This is a genomic window from Cohnella thailandensis (assembly GCF_014212135.1).
In the GTDB taxonomy this organism is placed as follows: Bacteria; Bacillota; Bacilli; order Paenibacillales; family Paenibacillaceae; genus Cohnella; species Cohnella thailandensis.
In genome coordinates, this window is the sequence record NZ_JACJVQ010000002.1 from 145,371 (window position 1) to 160,548 (window position 15,178).

Annotated in this window: 21 protein-coding genes; 9 read left to right on the plus strand and 12 right to left on the minus strand. The window is 52.0% G+C overall.

All coding sequences use genetic code 11. The annotated features are described in order from the left end of the window. Positions 1 to 6: 6 nt before the first annotated feature. Positions 7 to 864: a heme o synthase gene (cyoE, locus tag H7B67_RS01155; RefSeq protein ID WP_185117966.1), complete on the minus strand. Its 858-nt coding sequence runs from the start codon at positions 862 to 864 to the stop codon at positions 7 to 9. Positions 865 to 1,202: 338 nt separating this feature from the next. Between cyoE and gerQ the strand changes: the two genes are divergently transcribed. Further along, positions 1,203 to 1,727 carry a spore coat protein GerQ gene (gene gerQ, locus H7B67_RS01160; protein ID WP_425353905.1) on the plus strand — a complete coding sequence of 175 codons (525 nt, stop codon included), beginning with the start codon at positions 1,203 to 1,205 and terminating at the stop codon, positions 1,725 to 1,727. Here gerQ and H7B67_RS01165 read toward each other — a convergent pair. Next, complete coding sequence (locus tag H7B67_RS01165; protein ID WP_185117967.1) at positions 1,717 to 1,998, minus strand: hypothetical protein; 282 nt, start codon at positions 1,996 to 1,998, stop codon at positions 1,717 to 1,719. The genes gerQ and H7B67_RS01165 overlap by 11 nt on opposite strands. A gap of 89 nt (positions 1,999 to 2,087) precedes the next feature. Here H7B67_RS01165 and H7B67_RS01170 point away from each other — a divergent pair, with 89 nt between their 5' ends. Beyond that, a complete protein-coding gene (locus H7B67_RS01170; protein ID WP_185117968.1) occupies positions 2,088 to 3,071 on the plus strand; it encodes a metal-dependent hydrolase in 984 nt (327 codons plus the stop codon). Positions 3,072 to 3,194: 123 nt separating this feature from the next. On the opposite strand, the gene H7B67_RS01175 is transcribed toward H7B67_RS01170, so the two are convergent. Continuing rightward, positions 3,195 to 3,419: an alpha/beta-type small acid-soluble spore protein gene (locus H7B67_RS01175; RefSeq protein ID WP_185117969.1), complete on the minus strand. Its 225-nt coding sequence runs from the start codon at positions 3,417 to 3,419 to the stop codon at positions 3,195 to 3,197. Between the two features lie 98 nt (positions 3,420 to 3,517). Here H7B67_RS01175 and H7B67_RS01180 point away from each other — a divergent pair, with 98 nt between their 5' ends. Further along, complete coding sequence (locus H7B67_RS01180; RefSeq protein WP_185117970.1) at positions 3,518 to 3,691, plus strand: DUF5325 family protein; 174 nt, start codon at positions 3,518 to 3,520, stop codon at positions 3,689 to 3,691. A 32-nt stretch (positions 3,692 to 3,723) separates the two neighbouring features. On the opposite strand, the gene trpS is transcribed toward H7B67_RS01180, so the two are convergent. Continuing rightward, positions 3,724 to 4,728: a tryptophan--tRNA ligase gene (gene trpS / locus H7B67_RS01185; protein ID WP_185117971.1), complete on the minus strand. Its 1,005-nt coding sequence runs from the start codon at positions 4,726 to 4,728 to the stop codon at positions 3,724 to 3,726. A 490-nt stretch (positions 4,729 to 5,218) separates the two neighbouring features. Here trpS and H7B67_RS01190 point away from each other — a divergent pair, with 490 nt between their 5' ends. Continuing rightward, the gene (locus H7B67_RS01190; RefSeq protein WP_185117972.1) at positions 5,219 to 6,202 is read left to right on the plus strand and encodes a permease; all 984 of its coding nucleotides are present in this window, start codon (positions 5,219 to 5,221) and stop codon (positions 6,200 to 6,202) included. An 84-nt stretch (positions 6,203 to 6,286) separates the two neighbouring features. Next, positions 6,287 to 6,511 carry an alpha/beta-type small acid-soluble spore protein gene (locus H7B67_RS01195; protein WP_185117973.1) on the plus strand — a complete coding sequence of 75 codons (225 nt, stop codon included), beginning with the start codon at positions 6,287 to 6,289 and terminating at the stop codon, positions 6,509 to 6,511. Between the two features lie 360 nt (positions 6,512 to 6,871). On the opposite strand, the gene H7B67_RS01200 is transcribed toward H7B67_RS01195, so the two are convergent. Together H7B67_RS01200 and H7B67_RS01205 are read right to left on the minus strand one after the other, a co-directional pair. Continuing rightward, a complete protein-coding gene (locus tag H7B67_RS01200) occupies positions 6,872 to 7,288 on the minus strand; it encodes a YhjD family protein (protein ID WP_185117974.1) in 417 nt (138 codons plus the stop codon). Continuing rightward, positions 7,285 to 7,485 carry a hypothetical protein gene (locus H7B67_RS01205; protein ID WP_185117975.1) on the minus strand — a complete coding sequence of 67 codons (201 nt, stop codon included), beginning with the start codon at positions 7,483 to 7,485 and terminating at the stop codon, positions 7,285 to 7,287. Before H7B67_RS01205 ends, H7B67_RS01200 begins: the two co-directional genes overlap by 4 nt. Before the next feature lie 248 nt (positions 7,486 to 7,733). Between H7B67_RS01205 and H7B67_RS01210 the strand changes: the two genes are divergently transcribed. The 4 genes from H7B67_RS01210 to H7B67_RS01225 are packed head-to-tail and all read left to right on the plus strand — an operon-like array spanning position 7,734 to position 9,560. Next, entirely contained in the window at positions 7,734 to 8,354 is a 621-nt protein-coding gene (locus H7B67_RS01210; protein WP_185117976.1) for a hypothetical protein, read from the plus strand. After that, positions 8,351 to 8,788, plus strand: coding sequence for a hypothetical protein (locus H7B67_RS01215; protein WP_185117977.1), 438 nt, complete (start codon positions 8,351 to 8,353; stop codon positions 8,786 to 8,788). The genes H7B67_RS01210 and H7B67_RS01215 overlap by 4 nt, the downstream gene beginning before the upstream one ends. A 6-nt stretch (positions 8,789 to 8,794) precedes the next feature. Next, complete coding sequence (locus tag H7B67_RS01220; protein WP_185117978.1) at positions 8,795 to 9,115, plus strand: hypothetical protein; 321 nt, start codon at positions 8,795 to 8,797, stop codon at positions 9,113 to 9,115. A gap of 1 nt (position 9,116) precedes the next feature. Next, a complete protein-coding gene (locus tag H7B67_RS01225; RefSeq protein WP_185117979.1) occupies positions 9,117 to 9,560 on the plus strand; it encodes a hypothetical protein in 444 nt (147 codons plus the stop codon). A 46-nt stretch (positions 9,561 to 9,606) separates the two neighbouring features. Here the strand turns inward: H7B67_RS01225 and H7B67_RS01230 are convergent, their stop codons facing one another. The 6 genes from H7B67_RS01230 to H7B67_RS01255 all read right to left on the minus strand — a co-directional run bounded on the left by H7B67_RS01230 (position 9,607) and on the right by H7B67_RS01255 (position 15,031). Then, a complete protein-coding gene (locus tag H7B67_RS01230; protein WP_185117980.1) occupies positions 9,607 to 10,368 on the minus strand; it encodes a glucosaminidase domain-containing protein in 762 nt (253 codons plus the stop codon). After that, positions 10,355 to 10,819, minus strand: coding sequence for a phage holin family protein (locus H7B67_RS01235; RefSeq protein WP_185117981.1), 465 nt, complete (start codon positions 10,817 to 10,819; stop codon positions 10,355 to 10,357). The genes H7B67_RS01230 and H7B67_RS01235 overlap by 14 nt, the downstream gene beginning before the upstream one ends. A 61-nt stretch (positions 10,820 to 10,880) precedes the next feature. Further along, a complete protein-coding gene (locus H7B67_RS01240; RefSeq protein WP_185117982.1) occupies positions 10,881 to 13,376 on the minus strand; it encodes a pyocin knob domain-containing protein in 2,496 nt (831 codons plus the stop codon). After that, a complete protein-coding gene (locus tag H7B67_RS01245) occupies positions 13,376 to 13,663 on the minus strand; it encodes a ketopantoate hydroxymethyltransferase (RefSeq protein WP_185117983.1) in 288 nt (95 codons plus the stop codon). The genes H7B67_RS01240 and H7B67_RS01245 overlap by 1 nt, the downstream gene beginning before the upstream one ends. Next, on the minus strand, positions 13,660 to 14,244 hold the full coding sequence (locus tag H7B67_RS01250) for a putative phage tail protein (protein ID WP_185117984.1): 585 nt from the start codon (positions 14,242 to 14,244) through the stop codon (positions 13,660 to 13,662). Before H7B67_RS01250 ends, H7B67_RS01245 begins: the two co-directional genes overlap by 4 nt. Beyond that, positions 14,237 to 15,031: a baseplate J/gp47 family protein gene (locus H7B67_RS01255; RefSeq protein ID WP_483417629.1), complete on the minus strand. Its 795-nt coding sequence runs from the start codon at positions 15,029 to 15,031 to the stop codon at positions 14,237 to 14,239. Before H7B67_RS01255 ends, H7B67_RS01250 begins: the two co-directional genes overlap by 8 nt. Positions 15,032 to 15,178: the final 147 nt, after the last annotated feature.

The window sequence follows — 15,178 nt, forward strand, 5'->3', positions numbered from 1 at the left end:
AACCGTTTACACTCCGTTCGTGTCTAGTATCATCGCGATAAACATAACGAGCAAATAATTCACCGAGAACAGAAAATCCGTCTTCGCCCATTTGACCGTGTCTTTGGCACGGAAACCGGATAAGGCGTGAAACAGCCATCCAGCCAAGATAACGACGGACAACAGGAGGAAAACAAGGCCGACATAATCGTAAGCATACAGCAGGATCGAAGCGGCGAGCAGCAAGGTTATGTACGGAATCATTTGGATTTTGGTTCGGAGCACGCCCTTCACGACGGGAAGCACGGGGAAGCCTGCCGCGCGATACTCCTCCACCCGGCGAATCGCCAGCGACCAGAAGTGCGGGGGCTGCCAGAGGAACAGCAGAGCGAAGAGCAGCCACGCGCCCTCGTCCACCTTGCCGGCAACCGCGCAATAGCCGATCACCGGAGGCATCGCTCCGGATACCCCTCCGATCGAGGTGCTCCAGGTCGAGCTTCGCTTCAGCCACATGGTATATACGACAACGTACACGAAGATACCCAATAGACCCAGAAACCCACATAATACATTAACCCCGGCGAATAAGACAGTCAACCCGATAATCCCCAGAACGACGGCGTAGCCGAGAACGAACGAAGGCTGAAGCCGTCCCGTCGGCAGCGCCCGGTTCTGCGTACGGGCCATCTTCGTATCCATCTCCCGGTCCAAATAGTTATTGAAGACGCAGGCGGAAGCCATCGTGAACGTGGAGCCGATCAGCATCCAAATAAGAAGCGGCCAATCGATGTCCCACCGGGAAGCCACCCAGAAGCCACCGAACGCCGCGAACAAATTCAATCGAATGATGCCAGGCTTGGTCAAGGCGACAAGATCTTTGAACACATAGCTCCTCCTCTAAAACATATCCTCCAATATAAACCCCAAAGCCGCGGATACGACGCGCTGTCATCTCTAAATCATACCCCAACTATTAGAAGGTTGACAATGTGCGGCATCGTTCCCGGACATTCAACAGGATCATACAACCGATTCCGGCCGAAAAGCAGTCACAAAATCGGGAACATCACAATAGACTGTATGGTGACAATCGCCCAGCACCTCTCGGCCGCTGGCGGGCGCAGGTTCATCCCTGCCTAGGGAAAGGTTACTCCCGCATAACCGTCATTCAAACAACCCGAGTTCGTTAATTTGGCGCAAGCCATCATTAAGGAGGATTATCCTTGTATAACAAAATGCCTTGGCCCCCGGCCCAAACGTCCGCAACGCCGACTCAACCCGTCGCATCCCCCGCTACCCAGCAAGCCGTATCTCCCGCCAACATGAATATGATGGGGACGATGCCCGCGGCGAATATGCCGATAGCAAACATGCCATCGGCGAACATGCCGTCCGCGGCGTTGCCGGTGACGACGTTCGTCCCGCCCGTGCCTGCCGGGTCGATGGTTTCTCCGATGGGAACGGTGTTCGCCCCTCCGCCCAGGGAAGAATCCTATGTCGAGAACATCCTGCGGATGAACCTCGGCAAGGTCGCCACGCTTTACATGACTTATGAGAACAACAGCGAATGGAACGCTAAAGTGTTCAAAGGAGTGCTCGAAGCCGCGGGCAGGGATCACATCATCATCAGCGATCCCGTCACCGGCAAGCGGTTCCTCCTCCTCACTTTGAATCTGGACTACATTACCTTTGACGAGCCGCTCAATTACAACCTGCCGTTCGGCACGGGTCAAGCAGCTAGAAGGTAACGGGACGGAAAATCCACACCCGGATGCCCTCGGCCCCTTTCTTCGCCCACGATTCCATCTCTCGCCATCCGGAACGCCCCTCGCGGCGTTCTTTTTCTATAGCAAGGGCTTCCTCCTCGCCGGCGGCTCTCCGCCACTCCACAAAAACGCCCGGCTGCGCCGTATTCTCCATCAGTTCGACATTCCGCCATCGCTCCGGCTGCGACTTTACCCATTGCAAGAACTCGTCCCGATGCTCGTTCAGGATGACGTATTCGCAGAACACGACCATTCGGCTTCGCCTCCCCGCTCATAATTTCCACTTTTGCCGCCCATACTTTATGAAGTTCCGCAACCCAACGAACAGACTGGAGGCAACCTATGGATTCAGGTACCCATCTCGTATTCGGTCTCGGACTCGGGGGCTTGGCTCTTACCGATCCCGTTATCGCCTCTCACCCTTACGGCCCTATCGCCGTCTTGATCGGCACCGTCCTCGGCTCCCAGGCGCCGGATATCGATACGCTCCTTCGCTTCAAGAGCAATGCCGATTATATCAAGAATCATCGCGGCTTGTCTCACTCTATTCCCGCGGTGCTCGGGTGGGCCGTACTCATCACTCTCGCCCTGGCGGTCGTCTTCCCCGATGTCTCTTGGCTTCATCTAGGCGCTTGGGTGCTGCTCGCCGTCGTCGTCCACGTCGTCACCGACCTGTTCAACTCCTATGGAACCCAGGCGGCAAGACCGGTCTCGAAGCGTTGGATCGCCTGGAATATCATCCATATTTTCGACCCCTTTATTTTCCTGTCCCATCTGGCGGCCATCGTGCTCTGGGCGACCGGTTGGGCGGAGCCCCGGGCGATCTTCCCCGTGCTTTACGGGATTCTTGCCGTCTATTACGGATGGAGAACTTGGGTTCATCACCGGATCGAGTCCAAGCTGCAAGGCAAGGACGAGCAGCATCGGCCCGGCGATCGCTACTTTCTTCTGCCCACGTTGTCGCTGCACCGATGGAATGTCATCCGGGAATCCAAGGACTGCAAATTCGGGATCGGCGAGTACGAGAACGGCAAGCTGATCTGGCTGGAAACGACATCCTGCGCTCAGCATCCCGCCATCGAGGCTTCCAAGACCAACAAGGACGTTCAATCCTTTCTTGCCTTGACCCCTTTCCCATGCGGACAGGTGACCTCCCATTCCTGGGGTTACGAGGTGCGCTGGCTCGATATTCGCTATCGGCATAGACGGCAATATCCGTTCGTCGCCGTCGTCATGATGGACCGGAATTACGAAGCCCTTCAATCTTACGTCGGCTGGCTTAGCGACGATCGGCTGCAGAAGCGGCTGCGGATGAATACGTATTAAATCAAGCCCGCGCGAAGAAGCCCCCTATTGACTTGGGGGCTTCTTTTAAGGGACAATACTTGTTGACAATATTAAAAGCCCGAGGGCAATCCTCGGGCTTTCGGTCGGGACGCTAAGGACCTCTTAGCGACCGCCGCCGGAAAGTTGTTGCTCAGCGATTTGAACCAGCTTCTTCGTGATATAGCCCCCGAGCGAACCTGCATCGCGGGATGTCACATTGCCGTAGTAGCCGTCGGAAGGAACTTGAACTCCCAAGTTTTGAGCAGCTTCCATCTTCATGCTTTGGAGAGCAGCCTTCGCTTGAGGAACCAACACCTGATTACGGGAACCGGAATTATCGTTTGCCATGCCTCAATGCTCCTTTCGCCTTGCTGTAGTGTGGTTTGCAAGCTTGCTTCTCTAGTATGCAAAGGCGAAAGAAAAATATGCTTAAGGAGATCAAATCGATGAACAAATCTCTAGGATTATTGTTTGCCGTCACTTCCATGGTCTGGATGACCGCTACGGCCATCTCGCTGGACTATAACGGCTGGCTTGCTCTGCTGTTCTTCGTGCTCTGCATCTCGAACATCGGGCTAGGCTTTATGGTGAAGGCCCGTCTCCGCAAGAGCCGCGCATAAGAACGAGCCTCGCCTCTGCCGGCCGAAGCGGATTAACGCTTCGAGGCCGGCAGCAGGAAGCCCATCGCTTCCTTCACTTGCCGCGTCGTCGCTTCGGCGACCGCCATTGCTTTCTCGGCGCCATCGCGAAGGATATCGTGAATCGCTCCGGATTCGCGAATTTCGCGGTACCGCTGCTGCAGCGGCTCCAGCGTCGCCACGACTTGCTCGGCCAGATCCTTCTTGAAGGCGCCGTAGCCTTGCCCTTCGAATCGGGCTTGAACTTCATCGAGAGAGATTCCCGCGCAATTCGAATAGATCGTCATCAAGTTGCTGATCTCCGGTTTGTTCTGCGGGTCGAACGCGATTTCCCGTCCCAAGTCCGTCTTGGCCCGGGATATTTTTTTGCGGATTTCGTCCGGCGTGTCCAACAGCGCGATGTAGCTGCCTACGTTCGGATTGCTCTTGCTCATCTTCTTGCTCGCGTCGTCCAAAGACATGATTCGGGCGCCGACCTTCGGAATATAAGGCTCCGGAACCGTCAACGTGTCCCCGAACTTGAAGTTGAAGCGGCCGGCCAGGTCGCGCGTCAGCTCCAGGTGCTGCTTCTGGTCGTCGCCGACGGGCACGAGATTCGCTTGGTATAGCAAGATATCGGCCGCCATGAGCGAAGGATAGACGAACAGTCCGGCTCCGACCGCTTCTTTGCCTTCCGACTTGTCCTTGAACTGCGTCATTCTCTCGAGTTCGCCCATATAGGACAGCGTCGTCATGATCCAACCCAGCTCCGCATGCTGCGGCACGTGGGATTGAACGAATACCGCCGCTTGGGCCGGATCGATGCCCGCCGCGATGAACAAAGCGGCGACCGCTTCCGTCTGCTCGCGAAGAGCGGCAGGCTCCTGCGGCACCGTGATCGCATGCAGATCCACGATCATAAAGTAGCAGTCGTATTCGTTCTGCAGGGCGACAAAATTTTTCATCGCTCCGATGTAATTCCCCAAAGTCAGCTTCCCGCTCGGTTGGATTCCCGATAGAACTCTTAATGGCTTGCTCATTGTCTAGACCGCCTTCCTTTTCTCTTATTTACATGGCCGCCGATCCCGATCGCCCGCCACCGGCAGAGCACCCCAAAAAACAGAAAGACCCCTCCGTCTCAAGGGACGAAGAGGTCGTGGTGCCACCCTTATTCGCTGGCGAGGTATGCCTTCGAACGGCATTACCGGGCCAAGCCTTAGGTTCCGTTAACGGGGAACAGGCGGGGAGAATGGGATATTGCTTCCGTTCATGAAAACAATATCGTTTCGCTCCCGGCTCCGAGCTCCATTCGGCCTAGCAAGGAGTACCGGCTCTCAGCAACCGCCGGCTCTCTGGGAGCACCCCGCTAAACGTACTTGTTCTCTTCACAGCCGATCTGAATGCAGCATGTCGATTCTCCTATTATACCCCTGCCCGCCGACAAGTCAACCGAGCCCGCTTCGAGCTGCCCGTTCTCTCGGGAATGGGCCAAGCATAGGCTAAAGAAGCGTCGCTTGGAGGTGGTCCGTCTTGTTCGAAAAAAAAGGAAAATGGGTTCTTGCGGCCTCGGGGATCGTACTGTTCTTCCTCTTCGTAAGCCACGACGGCGATTATGCGGTCAAGCTTCTCGATACGTTCGCCTCCATCCTGTTCGATGCGCTGCCTTTTCTGCTTGCCGGATCGTTCGTCTCCGCGCTCTTGCATATCTACATAAAGGACGAGCACGTTCGCAGATACGCGCCTCGCAATAAGCTCTACGGGGTGTTGTTCGGCAGTCTCCTCGGGCTCGTCGTGCCGCTCTGCGAGTGCGGGATGGTTCCCGTAATCCGAAGGCTCATCCGCAAAGGGCTTCCCGCCTATATCGGACTCGTCTATCTCGCCGCCGGTCCCGTTCTGAACCCGATCGTGATCGCTTCCACGTTCTCGGCGTTCCGCCATGCCCCTCAGCTCGCCGCGGCCCGGTTCCTGCTCGCGCTGGCGGTCGCGATCGCCCTGGGTCTCCTGCTGACCCTAATCATCCGTAGCAGCCCGCTGCGCGCCGAGCGTTCCGGCGAGCGCGAGCATTCTCACGGCCATCACCATCATCACCATCAGGGCAATTGGCAAACGAAGCTCAAGGAAGTCCCCGGGCACGCGGCCGAAGACTTGTGGGACATGGGCAAGTACTTTCTGGCGGGCTCGTTGATCACGGCGGTCGTGCAGACGACGATCGACCGCGAAGCCTTCGCCGCGATCGCGGGCAACGACCTCCTCTCCCATCTCTTCATGATGGGATTCGCGTACGTGCTGTCCCTCTGCTCCACCGCGGACGCCTTCGTCGCGGCTTCCTTCGATCATCTGTTCCCGGCAGGCGCCCTCCTGTCCTTCCTGGTATTGGGCCCCATGGTGGACTTCAAGGGCACTCTGATGATGCTGTCCGTCTTCCGCACCCGGTTCGTTCTCGTCTACGGGCTGCTGACCGCTTGGCTTGTCCTGCTTGGCTCGCATATCTTCGAACGAATGAATTGGATATGATTCGCCCAGGCGATGGAAACGATTTCTTTGTATGCATACGTCTTCCCAATTCAGCCATACTAACCTTCAAAGGAGGTGAGCACCATGGCAAGTTCCAACAACAGCAACAGCAATCAGCTTGTCGTGCAACAAGCCCGCCAAGCTCTGGAGCAATTGAAGTTCGAAGCCGCTCAAGAGCTGGGGATCCAAATTCCTCAAGACGGCTACTACGGCAACATGGTTACCCGCGATACCGGCTCGATCGGTGGACATATCACTCGCAAGCTCGTTCAAATCGCCGAACAGCAGCTGGCGGGAAGAGGATTTTAATCGCTCGGCTTCCATAATGAAGCGGAATGAACGATAGGGCGGCGCGGACCTGAGTCCGAAGCCGCCCTATATTCGCGTCTATGTATGCCTACTCGTTCGCCACGTCGCGACGATCCCGATTCTTCGGCTGCAATCGGAAAAACAGGTTCGCCATATTGTAGTTGGATTCGGATTAATTATTGATTTTATATCATTTCATTTTTAGGGGGATTGTTGGTTTATCAAGGCTTTCCACAATTTTCACTTATCATGTGAATTCATCATTTTTCATGTACAAGTGGGCAAAATGTGGTCAATTGTACAAAAATCAAACTAAATAAAGCCTCGGCCTTTAATCATGCCGGGGCTTACCTGACTCATTTAATTTACAAAGCATTTTGATTGATTGCTCATCGGCGTGAACGCATCCTGAATATACTTGCCGAGCCTTACGCTGATCTCTGCTCTCGCAACATCTCGTGTCACGAAGAAATTCCCGTCGTATCCCCGGCAATTGTAGTTAACGTAAATCGCAAAATCTGTATTGTCTCCATCCCAGGTTTTGATCTTTCTTTCACGAAGACTCTTCCGTACTGTAATATGATCTTGCAGCACTCGATCGATTAGGAGCTCGATCGCGCGTTTATATAGCGTCTTAAGCATATCAGTTGACCATTCTGTTTGCTTTAGCTTTCTATCCAGCATCTGCAAGATGGCAGGCAATAAAATCGATTCACGGAGCATGTACATTTCTTCTTCATTTGGGTGACCAATCTTCGGCACCAATGGTTTACTCATGACACCCTCCTAGCAGCAGGCATGACGGCGAGGATACGGTCCAACGAGAAGGTACGGAACGCCTGCTTGGCGCAGTCAAACACACGGGCGCTGACGCCGCTCACGGAGTGGACGGTAACGACTCTCTGCGACATTTCACCTTTGCCGTTTTGGTAAATGACCTCTACACGACGACCGATGTACGTCTCGATGGACATCCTACTCGCCTCCAGATAAGAACGTTTGTTCTTGTATTATAATGCGAACATTTATTCCCATCAAGAGAAAAACAATAGCATCTATGACCAAACTTTTGCTACATCCTCTTCCTTTATATCAATCGTCAAATGTAAAAAATCCTAAAATGTGATATGCATACTATCTCAAGTTGTATTATGATAGAAAATAAAGGTATTTATCATATTTTGTAATAACAGATGAATACATCGGACAAGGAGTTACAATTATGGAGAATTTGCAACAAAACGAAGAAAAAGTAATTAACATCGACTTCAATAAGGTTCTTGATTCTTTAAGATCCACAAATTCATTTGCTAATTTAGAAAAGTCCATGGATATATTTATTCTTGAGCGTGACACCAACAAACTAATGCAAGCACTACTTAGACTTTTCGGTGACGAAATTGGTAATGGTCTTTTTCATTATTTCATGGCTGAAGGTGAAATTAATTCGATAGCTAATAAATCTCTGAGAGAACCACTAGCAAAGCTCAATAACCTCAAAAAGTTTTATGGACCATTACTACAAGAATCATTGCTTAAATTTATGCGTCCCTATTTTGTTGATACGTTATCCTATACCGGAAGCCTTGAGCAGGCTACTACAAACCTAAGTGTTTCTAGAAATGATGGGAGTTCTTTAACCGTTGAATTAGACTTAAATATAGCGTTATTGTTGGCAAGGAATACCATGGATGTTATCATCAATATGTATAAAAAGGGCGGCAATACAATTGACTTAAACAACTTTAAAGAGTTTATTTTAAAAATGAATGAATTCGCCAAAACCATGACTGAAAGCGTGGAAAATTCAAACTTCAATAACTCATCAGTCAAATCCATATGAATGCAATATTTTCTGATGTCTTGAAGGTCGTATTCGGATCAGCATTATCAATTACTTCTGCGTATATATTATTGAATGTCGAAAATAGAAAACAAATCATATCCAAAAAACACGATTTTGCGATAAAAGAACTAGGCGAAAAAGTTTTTTCTCCTCTTTTAAATGAGCTTGCTGAGTATGAAACTAAAAACAAATTGGGGAGAACGCATCAAATTAACCTTCAAAAAGTAATTGAGTCTATAAGTAAGAATCAATTCCAATTACTGTTTACAAATGATAGTGTCAATCATATCATAAATAATATATATACATTTGCCACGTCAACCACCAATTCAGATACAGTAAATTCCAAGACTCAAGATCAATTAATTATTGAGTCAATTATCGATTTAAGAACTGAATTAAGACGTTCTTATTCTGGATATCGGATGTGACCAAGGGTGTCTTCAAATGAAAAACACAACGAAATTGCAAGTTTAGCGCAAGATCTAATAAACATGTTAGAAAGATTTGATGAAACAGCAATGTCTAAAGCACTTGCGCACTCACACCAAATTGTTGATAATTATAAAAGGGAATCCACCTTAGCCGGAAAAACTGATTCCGTTTCTTGGGAGTATGAAATTGTACAAAATGATGCTGCTCAGATGGAGCATTTATTAAAAGCTCGCGCATATGATACAATTGAACAAAGAGCTTCATTTGCGAAAATTTACAGTGGGATAGTCAAACGAGATATTATGAAGGGAAAGGGTGAGTGAGGTGAGCAGAGTGATTGCTCAGTTAACAACTGACACTTTTTACAATGTCGACCTCACGGAATTCACCTCACTACTTCAAATTCCGTTGACTAAAACATCATTAGGTTATATCGGAGACCTGGAGTCAGCCAAATTACTTATTGGAAGTAATGGTGGGATTAAGCTTGCAATCACTTTTGACTCTCAGCATGAATTGAACAATAAATTGACCACAGCGCTTCAAAAAATTACGCCCCTTATTACAATGTTTGAAGCGAAATATAATATTTCTATATTAAATAAATTATTGCTTTCTTGGTCAGGTGAATATGTTCCATTTGATCAAAGCTGGTCCCTACAGGATAATCTTTATAAAGAATTCGTGCAGGACTCCGACTTTGGATTTAAGTATAGTGAGTTAATCAAAGTTACAGGTAACCAACTTTATTCGGTATATAATAATTAAAAACAAGCAAGCCCGGAAGCATACGCTTTCGGGCTTCTTTGATTTATTATTGGAAAATAAACACCTTTTTAACTCCTCCGCTCCAGCTCACCTGAGCCCCGAGCATTTCCGCCGCGGCCCGGACGCCTACATATACCGTCCCGTCGATAATCGAGAACATCTCGACTGTTCGGCCATCTACGTATGGAATCTTATTGTCGTTATCCCAATGAACCGTCATGCCCAATGCTTCTCCGAGCTGCCGAAGCGGCAAGAATACACGCCCATCTTCTACACGGCCATAACCGACTAGCTTATCGTTTACGACGACCTTGGCGCCCTCCGGCTCCGGCGCAGCGTCATATTGGATCAGGTTGTTGGCCGTGATAACCGACATGAGTTTGCCAGCGTAATCCGGATCGGTCGCATATCCGCATGTCTTAAGCGCCGCGCATTGCTCCTGCGGAGTCTTGGCCGCTCTGACGGCCGAGTACCTGCTCTTATCAAACAAGAGATCCTGATCCTTGAAGTAATTATAGATCGACTTGTACGCCCGCCAGTTGGCCGTCGTGCTGACCGTTACGCCGTTGTATACCTCTCTGGTTGCGGTATTGACACTGGAGCCGTCCCAGTAGGCCGTTGGCGTTCCGCTGCCGACCTTATAACCGCCGAGGTTGTTCCAGCTTGGTACGCTGCCTCCCGTCTCGAGCCACGCCTGAGCAAGCCGAACAGAGGGCAGCAGCCGGCCGCCCTCCTTGTGTACCTGCATGACAATCGGAGCGATCAAAGAGAAGAAATCGGGCTTGGTATACTTCTTATAGGTTGCCATCCGTCTTCCCGCCTCCCTTCTCCTGCAGCTGTTCGAGGAGTTCCTTCAGCTTCTTCGGCATCGGCACATTGAGCGTACCCAAGTTCTCGACGACACTCAGCCCCTCGCGGCCAACATAGAAGTAAATGGCGATCGTCCGGAAGATTGGCTCCCCGGGTTGAATCCAGCCATCAAGGAGTGCAGCCAGTCCGACGACGAACAGGACGGTTACCTTGCGGATGCCGCCCCAGAACATGATGTCGCTGTTGACCTTCTTAAGCTTGACTGCTCCGAGAACGCCGGTAATGTAATCGGCAACCATCAAATAAACAAGGATCTGGAGCGCTTCGTCCCATCCTCCTAGCCAAGCAGACAGCACAAGTCCCGCCGCCGCTACCCATCCACCCCATGCCGCTTCCTTGCCCGACGACGCCGCGGCTGCCGTCAGGATCGTGTTCATCGTTTGATTCATCTTCTTCTCTCCCCTCAGTTATATAGAAAAGAGGCCGAGCCTTTGGCCCGACCTCGAGTTCTTATCCGATCGCGATCCAAGGGCACGGGGCCGCCGGAGCGATGTTATACATAAAAGCGTCGAATCCATTGCTAGTCACGGTGAATCCCGCCTCGCCATAGGACACATCGCGGTACTCATATTGCACGGTGTTCAAGCGGCCATCACCTGTATCTGCGTAGTAAACCATCCGCTGTACGAGAGAGCCCCCGCCGGGAGCTTCCACGATGATGATCTTCGGTACGAACGGGATTCCCGTAACAACGACATGCTTCGACGTGGCTGAGGTGTTCTCGGATATCGCCGTTCCAGTTGCGACGGGCCTGCCGACGATCGCCGATCCTGCCACGCCAAATATACTCTTTCCTGCAACGATGTTCGCCGGAATCAGATTGGCATCCCCGGCGACGGTTCCGCTGCCATTATGGTAACCGGATGCGATCGTCTGCGCCGTCGTCCCCGGCGTAATTGAGACCGCGCCGCGATTCGGCATGGACCCGTTGACTAATCCGTTATCAGTCCCGATCGTGTATCCAGTCAGGACTTGAGCTGCTGCAGCTGTGCCATACTCCCCCCCTTCACCCTGTAAGATAAAAGCCCCGGCGGCCGTGGAGTATGTCAAAGTGTAAATGCCACCGGACTTCAACGTGGCGGCCGTGCCATTTGCTTTTTTGATTGGGGCCGCGCCGGTCGCGTTTGCGTTAAGCGTCGGTGAAGAACCGCTATCCGTATGCACTTGGATTCGAACCGTCCGGCCGTTAACCTTCGCGAACGCTGGCGTAAACGTCGCCGTATAGGCTGTGCTTGTCCCAGCCGTCGTTTGAATCGGAATAACCATGTCAGCGGCGTGATAACTATCCACCGAATCTGCATCAAGACCACTTCCCGGTCCGGCGTTTGCATCCGTCCATATCTTCGCCCAAGCACTATACGTTCCCGTCCCGCCAACATTGGTCGGATTCCCCGATCTAACATACGTGATATTTGTATTATACGTGGTGAGAATTTGCGTAATTGTATCCCCTCCCCCTCGTACTACGAGAAGGTTTCCGTACGCATATCCACTAGGCGCATTCGTGTGATTGTTACCGAGACGATACGAGCCTGCTTTGACAATGGTATTAAGATCGACAGGAGTAGAAGATTGCCCTGTGATCGTCATAATGTCGGTATCATGAAGTCCGTCTACGGTATCCGCTTGGAAGTTAACATTTTTCGCTGAAGAAGTCACAACGAATGGGGCCGTTCCCGACGGTGCGTAGTTGGTAACTTGTCCGACATTATCGACTCTGAAAAGCTTAGCGTCGCTCAGTCCTTGAATCTCGAATCCGCTTGTTGTCCCGGTTCCGCTCCCCCCGATACGGATTCTTGGGGTGTTGCCCTGCCAACTTAACCTAGCAGAAGCTGCTACGTTGTCGGGGTTAAGGGTGCTGTATGATTGAGCCATAATCTCGCCTGTAGAGTCGCGGACTGGTATCGTGTTTGCGACAGTCGAAGCTGTCGTACCAACGTCGTAACCATCTAACTTATCCGCGTCAAGACCGCTTCCGGAACCGTCATTCCCAGCTGTCCAAACGAGGTTTGGAGTTCCTCCGGCTTTTGCGTAGCGAAGGTCATTCGACGAATCCGCTTGAAGATAATTATTAGTAGTTTTAGTGCCGCTCGAATTCGTCGCGTCGAAGTAAATAGCGCGAGACCATTGACTCGCTGTATCCGCAATAGACGCCATACGGAGCTGCGTACTCATAGTCATCTCGCTCATCACTGTTGTCGGAGCTTTGATTTGGACAGTTGCAAGTGGGAACGAGGTCGTATCGGTCGTGTAGACTGTTCCCAGTTTCATCCCCGCGATGTTGTTAATCCATTGCGAATTATTTCCTCCCTGAGTAAAAGCTGTTAACATAACGGCAAACTGCTCAGCGAAGGACGAACTCTGACGTATAACAATTTGAATGCGCCATCTGCTATTAGTAGAGTCCCAAGTGACGTCAGAAATAGCGACTGTATTCCCTATCCCTCCGATGACTTCCTCGTATCTCGAAACTTGATTACTGATCGTTGAAGTCGGCTGCACAACAAGGGCAAAGCGTTTGCGCAGAAGACCGTTATTATTGATCCCGTTCCACGCTCCGGTGATTTCAATGTCGAAATATCCATAGAAAGCTCCCGTGAAGTAAAGATCGATCTTTTGGTTCGAGGTGCTAGCCAACGTACTAAACAGGCCGACTTGCTTGCTAATTGCCGTTGATCCGAGTTGGAATGCAGGGGACGTCGCTACACCAGTGAAGGACGGGCTCTCGAGAAGCGCATCAACGGTGTCCTTCCGAGCGATATCGTCAGCGGCCGCAGGCGCAGCAACCTTCGCGCGGCCAGATGTATCCCGTTGCATGACCGTGCTGGCGGTCGCTGCGGATGTCGCCGCAGCCAGCACGGTCATGCTGTCGTTGATCTCTTCACCCATCGAATTCATATCCGAAGGTAGAACGGTATCGGACATCGTCCAGTTTGTTTTTGCCATTAAGTGGTCGCCTCCTTAACAATGATGGACTGCAGCATAAGGATGTCCGATGAGACCGGAATGTTCACGGGGGAGCTGGTGAGCATTTTTCCGCCGGAATCCTTCAGTTCAATCTGCGTGATGAGCTGCACATCCGACACCGGGACAATGTAATTGAGTGCCATGGTGCTCTCCGTCACCTGTTTGACCACGAAGTCCGTGATCTCATAGCTGCCGTTGATCACGACCTTCGCGACTCGGCCGTTGACGTATGTCGCGATATCGTTCAAAAATGTTTGGTTTATCACGTAACCGGCACCTCCGCTCCGAGCGTCACGAACGGCTTCGCGCCTAGCGTCCATGAGCCATCCAATTTGTAATTCCAGGTCATCGACTTTTTGGAGATTGAGTTCTCCAGCTCGATCGTATCGTTCAGTGAGGTGTTCTGCTGATAAACGATGTTGGCCGGCTTGATCTTGTCCACCGTGTGAATGACTTCACGGAACACGCTCGCGTTCTCGAGAGTCGTCGTGATGTAAAGGATAAACTGCTGCACGTCCACCGACACGATCGTCATCCCGGGGCCGACCAGTTTGTCGAGCTGCTGCTGAAGGTAACGGACCGTAAACGGCGGCTTAGTCTGGTATCGGTTTAGGATCCGCAGGCGCCTGAAGTCAAGTGTATCCGACGGATCCGCCTGGATTCCGAGCATCGCTTCGCGGCGAGCGATCGCCGGGGATGAAGCAGTCATGACAAACTGGTCATCCAGCAACCGCTGAACGGCCTCAGCTAAGCTATCCAGCTCGGCATCCTCTGTCGCCGCGAGCTCGGTAAAGTCTTTAATCTCCTGATAGTAGGACGGCAGATATCGAAAGATATGGTCAGCCATTGATCGTCACCGTCCCGCGCATCGGAATCTGGTCTTGGCCAAGCGTAAGATTGGCTGCGGATCCGTTCAGCGTCGTTCCGGTAACATCGACCACGCCGGGCACTGTCAGGATTGCTGCCTCGATCAGCGCCACGCGTACGACAAGCTGCTCCTGCCCCGCCCAAGACTTCCGGAGCCCGAGCATATACTCGCCAATGGCTGTCTCGATCGGTGCCTGAACCTGGCCTACAGTGGTGCCGGAGGCGAGCGTGACGGTCGTCACGGTGTTTACCGTCATGGCGCTCACGCCAGCAATGGTGACCTTATGCCCGATCGGCGCCATCCCGATCCCTGTTCCGCTGTTGACCGTTGGGTCCATAGCCGTTTGAACCTCGGCCACAAGCGGCGCAGAGGGAATGGACCAGTCGGAAGCAATGATCGTACATTTGACCGTGCCGCCGCCCTGCCAGACGGGATATACCTTTACGCCGCCGACGCCGTCCATCCGTCCTATCGTTTGTTTATAATCCGCTACGTTGCCGCCGAAGGAGGGGTTATTGACCTCTTCGTAGTAGCGAGTCCGAAGCGCGTCGTCGGTCTCCTCATCATCCCCGGGTACCAGAACGGCTCCGAGATCCGCGCGGGACAAGCCGGCGACGAATTGAATCGGAAGCAGCGTGCCGAAATATTGATTGCCGATGGTGCCGGCCGTCTCGCACTCCAGCGAGAAGACGCCCGTGCTGATCTTAGATGAAACGACGTAATTGACATCGTTGATCGAATAGCGGCCACCGATCGGCACATCCATTAACACGTCACCAGCGCCGTAGAATCGACCCTCACGATGTGCGGGTGTTGCTGGCTCCCGGTTCACCCCGAACTCCGCTGTGCGCCGCGAGAGGTCGTCACCCGAAGCCGTGTCCGCAAAGGAAAGGTTATAATTGATATCCAGCTC